This window comes from Corynebacterium phoceense, assembly GCF_900092335.1.
In the GTDB taxonomy this organism is placed as follows: domain Bacteria; phylum Actinomycetota; class Actinomycetes; order Mycobacteriales; family Mycobacteriaceae; genus Corynebacterium; species Corynebacterium phoceense.
The window spans coordinates 1,403,823-1,411,796 of the sequence record NZ_LT596208.1 but is presented as its reverse complement, the minus strand read 5'-3'; the positions used below and the strand labels follow the sequence as shown (position 1 = coordinate 1,411,796).

Here is a 7,974-nt window from a genome sequence, read left to right as displayed (position 1 = left end):
CTCTGGCGAGGCCAAACCCGACGGCGTGTACATCATTCCGGTCGAGCGCCAGCTGGACATGCTCCACCCGCTGCCCGTGACGAAGCTCTGGGGCATCGGCCCAGTGACGGGCGCGAAGCTCAACGCGATCGGCATCGTGACCATCGGCGACCTAGCGGCGATGTCGGAGAAGGAGGTCGACATCTCTATCGGCTCGACGGTGGGGCGCTCGTTGTGGCTCATGGCGCAGGGCATCGATAACCGCGTCGTCGCCCCGCGCGCCATCTCCAAGCAGATATCCACGGAGCACACGTATCCCAAAGACCTCCTCACTAAAGAGACTGTCGATGCCGCCATCGTCCGCGCCGCCGAGGGCGCCCACCGTCGCCTCCTCAAGGACGGCCGCGGCGCCCGCACCGTGACGCTTAAATTGCGCATGGCTGACTTCCACATCGAATCCCGCTCTGCCACGCTTTCGTACGCAACGGACGATCTGGACACGCTCAAGGCCACCGCATTCCGCGTTGCGCGCTACCCGGACGAGCTGGGCCCCATTCGCCTTGTGGGCGTGAGCTACTCGGGGCTTGAGGAAGCCCGCCAGGACGTGCTCTTCCCGGAACTCGACCGGCTCGCGGTGACGCGCGACGACACGGACTACGAGCCCGGCGTCTCGGACGGCCGCGTGCCCGAGCGCGTCGAGGTCGTCACCGAAGACGTCCCCGAGGACACGTGGGTGGCGACGCAGGATATCGTGCACGACGAGTACGGCCACGGCTGGGTCCAAGGCACCGGCCACGGCGTGGTGAGTGTGCGCTTCGAAACCCGTGCCACGGGCCCCGGCAAGACTTGTTCCTTCGCCGTCAACGACCCGGCGCTGCATCCCGGCGATCCGCTGGACAGCCTCGACTGGGCTGACTGGCTCGCCGCCGACGACGAGCTCGCCGATGCCCCCGCTCGCGAGTCTTAGCCGAAAAGCTCGCGCACGTCCGTGCCCGTCGCCAGCGCAGCAGCGAGCACGATGCGCGCTTGGCCCGCGTGAAGGATGCCNCATACGTGACCTTGAGGGCCTTGGGGTTGAGGCGGCGGCCGCCGCAGGTGGGGCAGGTGTGGGACTCCATGAAGCGCAGGGTGCGGTCGCGTAGCGTGTCCGACTGTGTCTCGCGGAAGGTCTTGGTGAGGTAGCTCGCGACGGAGCGCCATGTGCCCTCGTAGTTGCGCTGAATTTGGTCGGCGCCGCGGTGTGGATGGACGGTGACGACGGGGCGCTCCTCGGTAAAGAGGATCCAGTCGCGGTCCTTCTGCGACAGGTCCTGCCAGGGGGAGTCGAGGTCGTAGCCGAGTTCCTCCAGAATGTCGTGGAAGTTCTTCCCTGCCCAGGCTTGCGGCCACGCCTTGATGGCGCCCTCGTTGATGGACAGTGTCGGGTCCGGGACCATGGATTCTTCTGTGGGCACGTGCTGAATGCCGGTGCCTTGGCAGTCCGGACACATGCCTTCAGGTGTGTTGGGGGAGAAGGAGTCTGAGTAGAGGCCCTCCGGGTTGTCGCCTACGCGCGAGTAAAGCAGGCGGATGGTGTTCGACATCGCGGAGACCGTGCCCACGGTGGAGCGCGCGCCGCCGCCCGAGGTGGACTGCTGGAGGGCGACCGTGGGCGGGAGCCCCTCGATGCCGCCGACCTGCGGGTCGACCGCCGAGGAGATGAGCCGGCGGGCGAACGGCGCCACGGACTCAAAATAGCGGCGCTGGCCCTCGCCGTGGATGGTGCCGAAGGCCAGAGACGACTTGCCCGAGCCCGAGACACCTGTGACCGCGACGAGTTGGCCGCGTGGGAGGTCGACGTCGACGTTGCGGAGGTTGTGCAGGTGGGCGTCGCGAACGCGGATCATGCCGGTGTCTGTCGTGAATTCCATGGCGTCCAGGGTACGCGGGGTGCGATAGGCTGGGGCGCTATGGACAACTGGCTTTCGAACGTGCGAGGGTTCGGCGCGTGGATGCCGAACTACAAGTTTGGGTTCCTCTGCGCCGTGGCGGCGCTCGTGCTGGGGCTCGGCCTTCTCGCCTTCGGCGGCGAGGCCCTCGACCGCGTGATGGGGGCCGTGGTCGCGCTTGCCGGTTCTGGTCTCCTGATAGTCATGCCGGGCTGGGCGCTCGACGCCGCGGAAGAAAAGGAGGCGCGCCGCCGGGCCAAAGAGGCGCGGCGGCGTTAGGGCATGCCGAAGTGCCCGCCGGGGTGGGGCGGGTGCTTCGGGGGTGTGTCCTAACAGAGGACGGGGTCGCCGTAGGCTGGCTGGAACCAGATGCGGCCTTGGTCGTCTTTCCAGTAGCTATCGCCGTCGGCCTTCTTTCCGTTGTGGTACCTGCACAGTGGCATCAAATTATCGAGGACTGAGAGCCCGCCTTTGTTGACGGCTAAGATGTGGTCGTTCTCGCAGCGGTCGCGGGGTATGTGGCAGTTAGGGTTCAAGCACTCGAGGTAGACCGCGGTGTTCATGTCGATGGCTTTCTTCGTGAACTCTCGGCCGTAGTAGTTGTCGATCGGTTCGCCCCGCCAGTTGATGATGGTCGCTTGGAAGTACGGCGCCACTTTCTCTTGCAACAGTTGCGCGCCGGTGCGCACTGAGCCGTCCGAGGCGCGGATGGTGACGTCTTCGCCTTCGCCGCGGGTAATCTTGTCCATCTCGTCGAGCTTGAGCACGATATGGACCATGCGTCGCGGCGGTGCGAGCCTGGTTGCGCCTTCGACGAATTCTTTGAACCCGTCTAAAAGCTTGTTCCGGGATTTCGGGGTCACGCCGGGCAGGCCGTTGGCGAAGTCGAGGAGTCGTTGGTCCTTGGTGAAGATGGTCAAGCGTGCCCACCCGTCTGGGGATTGGGTCAGCCGGGCGTATTCCTCTTTGGGCTTCTTCTCAATGTGTTTGGCAGCAACAGCGGGAATGTCTTCGGCGGCGGTGTCCGCGAGCAGTGCGCGCAGCGTGTCCTTATTGGGAGCGGAGGCGATGAGGTTCTCGATCTTTTCCAGCACGCGGAGTGGGTGCTTGCGGCGGATTGCCGCGGCGCGGGCTTCGGCTTGGAGGGTCGTGGCTTGCGTGTGGCCGTAGTAGACCTTGTGCAGGCGGCGCACGAGAAGCGCGTCGGGGCGGGCGACACCGAGGGCGAGGATGTCTTTAAGCGACATGCCGGCGGCGTCGGGAAGCGAGGAGACGCCGATGGTGAGAGCTGCGAAGAGAGAAACTGTCATGCCCCAGAAGCTAAAGGCACGCGCCAGAAGAAGCTAGGGGAACATATTTTCCTGTGGACAACCTGCGCCGGTTGCCAAATGCAGTGGGCAAAATCGGCCCAGTTATCCACAGAAACTAACGCTTCTCACGAAAATCTCAGTATCACCGGCACGTTCATGCCGCTGAGCGCGAGCGCTTGCGGCGGGCGGCAGCCATTTGGATGAGGTCTGTGAAGTAGACGGCGACGGCGAGTCCGATGATGCCGAAGCCGATCCAGCGGTGCGTCGAGAAGTGCTCGTGGGTGACGAAGAGCGCCCAGAGCATCTGCATGAGCGGCGTCATGTACTGGAGCATGCCCACGGTCGACAGGGGAAGGGCCTTGGCCCCTTGGGCGAAGCAGAGCAGCGGCAGCGCGGTGACGAGACCGGAGCCGATGAGCAGCACGATGTGCAGGGGGCCTTCGGAAGTAAACGTGCCGGCGCCGGAGGATTCGAGCCACAGGACGTAGATGAGCGCGACGGGCAGGACGACGAGGGTCTCGGCGGCAACGGAGCCGGTCGAGGAGACGCGGACCTGCTTCTTAATGAGGCCGTAGATGCCGAAAGAGAAGGCGAGCAGAAGCGAGATATAGGGCGCCTGGCCGGTGAAGAAGGTGAGGTAAATGACCGCGATGGCGGCGATGCCGACGGCGACGGCCTGGAGCTTGCGCAGGCTTTCTTTTAAGAAAACCAGGCCGAGCGCGACGGAGACGAGGGGATTGATGAAGTAGCCGAGGGCGGCATCGGCAACATGGCCCGAGTTGATGGCCACGACGTAGGTTCCCCAGTTGACGGAGATGAACACGCCGGCCGCGGCGAGCCAGGCCCAGGTCTTCTTGTCGAGGCGCGAGAGTTCGCGCCAGCCGCCGGTGACGACGAGGAAACCCGTGACGAGTACCGCGGTCCAAATGACGCGGTGCGCGAGAATCTCGAGGGGAGAGGCGGGCAGCAGCAGCGGGAAGAATGCGGGGAAGAAGCCCCACATGAGGTAGGCGGCAATGGTGTAAAACATCGGAGATTAATGTACTCCGCTAGCCGTGTGGCGGGAAACGTTTCTCATCAAAAGGGACGGCTTCGGGGGTTTGACGCGGCCGCTAGACTGTCTGCATGGCGAAAAACTCCTCCTTTGTTCACCTGCATAATCACACCGAGTTTTCCATGCTGGATGGTATGGCGAAGGTGGACCTGCTCTCGGAGGAGGTCAAGCGTCAGGGGATGCCAGCCGTGGGCATGACGGACCACGGCAACATGTTTGGATCGAATGCGTTTTACCAGCGCATGACCTCGGCGGGGATTAAGCCGATTATTGGTATTGAGACGTACATGGCTCCGGAGTCGCGTTTTAATAAAAAGCGTGTGCACTGGGGTACGCCGGACCAGAAGCGCGATGACGTCGCGGGCGGCGGCTCGTACCTGCACCAGACCATGCTCGCTGAGAACGCGACGGGTTTGAAGAACTTGTTCCGTCTGTCTTCGCTGGCGTCGTACGAGGGGCAGTTGGGTAAGTACCCGCGCATGGACGCGGAGCTGATCGCCGAGCATGCGGATGGCATCATCGCGACGACGGGGTGCCCGTCGGGCGACGTGCAAACGCGCCTGCGCCTGGGACAGTTTGATGAGGCGCTCGAGGCCGCGGCGATGTGGCAGGACATCTACGGCAAAGATAATTACTTCCTTGAGCTCATGGACCACGGCCTCGACATCGAGACGCGCGTGCGCTCCGAGCTGCTGGAAATCGGGCGCAAGCTCGACCTGCCGCCGCTGGTGACGAATGACTGCCACTACGTGCTCGAGTCGCAGGCGGCCTCGCACGAGGCGATGCTCTGCGTGCAGACCGGCAAGACGCTCATGGACCAGGACCGTTTCAAGTTCGACGGCACGGGCTACTACATCAAGTCGGCTGCGCAGATGCGTGAGATTTGGGACGACATGGTCCCGGATGGCTGCGATAACACGCTGTGGATTGCCGAGCGTGTACAGGACTACAGCGAGCTGTGGGAGGAGCATCCGCTCGACCGCATGCCGATCGCCGACGTGCCGGAGGGCGAGACCCCGACGTCGTGGCTGACCAACCAGGTCATGGAGGGCCTCCAGGCGCGCTTCCCCGGCGAAGAGGTGCCGCAGGAATACATCGAGCGCGCGCAGTACGAAATCAGCGTCATCGACATGAAGGGCTACCCGTCCTACTTCCTCATCGTCGCCGAGCTCATCAAGCACGCGCGCTCCGTCGGCATTTGGGTGGGCCCGGGCCGTGGTTCTGCGGCAGGCGCGCTCGTGGCGTACGCACTGACAATTACCAATATCGACCCCATCGAGCATGGTCTCCTGTTCGAGCGATTCCTCAACCCGGAGCGTCCATCCGCACCGGATATCGATATCGACTTCGATGACCGCCGCCGTGGCGAGATGATTCAATACGCCGCGGAGCGTTGGGGCGAGGACAAGGTCGCGCAGGTCATCACCTTCGGTACGGTGAAGACGAAGCAGGCCATCAAGGACTCGGCGAAGGTGAACTACGGTCAGCCGGGCTTCCAGATGGCGGACCGCATCAACGGCGCGCTGCCGCCGGCGATCATGGCGAAGGATATTCCGCTCTCGGGCATCATGGACCCGGAGCACCCGCGCTACTCGGAGGCGACCGAGGTCCGACAGATGATCGAGACGGACCCGGACGTCAAGCGCATTTACGAAACCGCGCGCGGCCTCGAGGGCGTGGTGCGCCAGGCAGGCGTCCACGCGTGTGCCGTCATTATGGCGTCCGTGTCGCTCATGGACCATATCCCCATGTGGCAGCGTTCGGACGGCGCGTACATCACGGGCTGGGATTACCCGGCATGTGAGGCCATTGGCCTGCTGAAGATGGACTTCCTGGGCCTGCGCAACCTCACGGTCATTGGTGACGCGCTGGCGAATATCAAGAAGAACCGCGGCATTGACTTGAAACTCGAGGAGCTGCATGCGGACGATCCGAACGTCTCAAAGGTCTACGACCTGCTGTCGCACGGTGAGACGCTGGGCATCTTCCAGCTCGACTCGGGTGGTATGCAGGAGCTGCTCAAGCGCATGAAGCCGACGGGCTTTAAAGACATCGTGGCGTCGCTGGCGCTTTACCGTCCGGGCCCGATGGGCGTGAACGCGCACTGGGACTACGCGGACCGCAAGAACGGACGCAAGCCCATTACGCCGATTCACCCGGAGCTGGAAGAGCCGCTCAAGGAGATCCTGGACGAGACCTACGGTCTGATCGTCTACCAGGAGCAGATCATGCGTATCTCGCAGAAGGTCGCGAACTACACGGCCGGCGAGGCAGATGGCTTCCGTAAAGCCATGGGTAAGAAGAAGCCGGAGGTGCTGGCCAAGCAGTACGACAAGTTCTGGTCCGGCATGCAGGCTAACGGCTACTCCAAGGACGCGATGGACGCGCTGTGGGGCACCATCGAGCCGTTCGCGTCCTACGCGTTTAACAAGTCGCACGCGGCAGGCTACGGCCTGGTCTCGTTCTGGACCGCGTACCTCAAGGCCTATTTTGCGCCGGAGTACATGGCGGCGCTGCTCACGTCGGTCTCGGATAAGAAGGATAAGTCGGCCATTTATCTCTCGGACTGCCGCCACCTGGGCATCCGGGTGCTGCCGCCGTCGGTGAACGAGTCGCACACGGACTTCCAGGCTGTCGGCGAGGATATTCGCTTCGGTATGGGCGCTATCCGCAACGTCGGTGCTGAAGTCGTCGAGGCCATCGTCAAGGCCCGCGAGGAGAAGGGACACTTCAAGAACTTCTCGGACTATCTGGACAAGATCGACCTCGTGGCGTGTACCAAGCGTGTGACGGAGTCGCTCATTAAGGCCGGGGCCTTCGATGACATGGAGCATCCGCGCAAAGGTCTCATGCTCATCCACGAAGACGCGGTGGACGCGGTGCAGACCACGAAGAAAGCCGCGGACAAGGGCCAGTTCGATCTCTTTGCGGGACTCGGCGCGGAAAGCGAAGAGACGATGAGCGCGTTTGCCATTGACATTCCGGACGAGCACTGGGACCGCAAGCACGAGCTGGCGCTCGAGCGCGAAATGCTGGGTCTGTATGTCTCGGGCCACCCGCTCGACGGCTTCGAAGAGGCGCTCGCGGAGCAAACCGATACGCCGCTGCCCAAGATCCTGGCGGATGAGGTTCACAACGGCCAGGAGCTTGTCATCGGCGGCATCATCTCAGCGGTCGACCGCCGCTACTCGAAGAAGGACGGCTCGCCGTGGGCTATCGTCACGGTCGAAGACCACAACGGCGCGCAGGTCGACATCCTCGTGTTCAACCAGGTCTACTCGCTCGTCGCGCCGCAGATTGTGGAAGACAACATCATTCTGGCCAAGGTCAACGTGAAGATCCGCGACGACCGCCGCTCGCTGTTCTGCTCCGATATCCGTGTGCCGGACCTAGGCCCCGGCGGCGGCGTTGGCCTGCCGCTGCGGCTGACCATGCGCACCGAGCAGTGCACGCTCGACACTATCGCGCGACTGAAGAACGTCCTGCTCAAGAACAAGGGCGAGTCCGACGTCTACTTGACGCTCGTCAACGGCGACGAGTCTACGATGATGGTCCTCGGCGAGCACCTGCGCGTGGAGCGTTCCGGCAACCTCATGGGCGATCTCAAGGCGACGATGGGCGCGGGCATTCTGGGATAGCCCCGGTGTGAATATAAAACGGGCGGACAAAGAGGTTTGGGTTAGGGTAGACAGCACAGTCTAGT

At 63.4% G+C, this 7,974-nt stretch carries 5 protein-coding genes and 1 pseudogene; 3 read left to right on the top strand and 3 right to left on the bottom strand.

The features are described 5' to 3' along the window. Nucleotides 1-946, top strand: a 946-nt coding sequence (locus tag BN9444_RS10875) for a DNA polymerase IV (RefSeq protein ID WP_141681589.1), incomplete at its 5' end; no start/stop codon positions are given. Nucleotides 947-1,028: 82 nt separating this feature from the next. On the opposite strand, the pseudogene BN9444_RS10870 reads toward BN9444_RS10875, so the two are convergent. After that, a pseudogene (locus tag BN9444_RS10870) lies at nt 1,029-1,865 on the bottom strand (excinuclease ABC subunit A); the annotation flags it as partial. A 63-nt stretch (nt 1,866-1,928) separates the two neighbouring features. Here BN9444_RS10870 and BN9444_RS10865 point away from each other — a divergent pair. Further along, nucleotides 1,929-2,186 carry a hypothetical protein gene (locus tag BN9444_RS10865; RefSeq protein WP_066492178.1) on the top strand — a complete coding sequence of 86 codons (258 nt, stop codon included), beginning with the start codon at nt 1,929-1,931 and terminating at the stop codon, nt 2,184-2,186. Between the two features lie 50 nt (nt 2,187-2,236). Here BN9444_RS10865 and BN9444_RS10860 read toward each other — a convergent pair whose 3' ends face one another. Beyond that, nucleotides 2,237-3,217 (bottom strand): HNH endonuclease signature motif containing protein, encoded by a 981-nt coding sequence (locus tag BN9444_RS10860; protein ID WP_068801907.1) that lies wholly within the window; start codon nt 3,215-3,217, stop codon nt 2,237-2,239. A 154-nt stretch (nt 3,218-3,371) separates the two neighbouring features. Continuing rightward, complete coding sequence (gene rarD, locus BN9444_RS10855; protein WP_066487149.1) at nt 3,372-4,247, bottom strand: EamA family transporter RarD; 876 nt, start codon at nt 4,245-4,247, stop codon at nt 3,372-3,374. 95 nt (nt 4,248-4,342) lie between these two features. Between rarD and dnaE the strand changes: the two genes are divergently transcribed. Beyond that, a complete protein-coding gene (gene dnaE, locus BN9444_RS10850) occupies nt 4,343-7,909 on the top strand; it encodes a DNA polymerase III subunit alpha (protein WP_066487147.1) in 3,567 nt (1,188 codons plus the stop codon). The last annotated feature ends 65 nt before the right edge of the window (nt 7,910-7,974 follow it).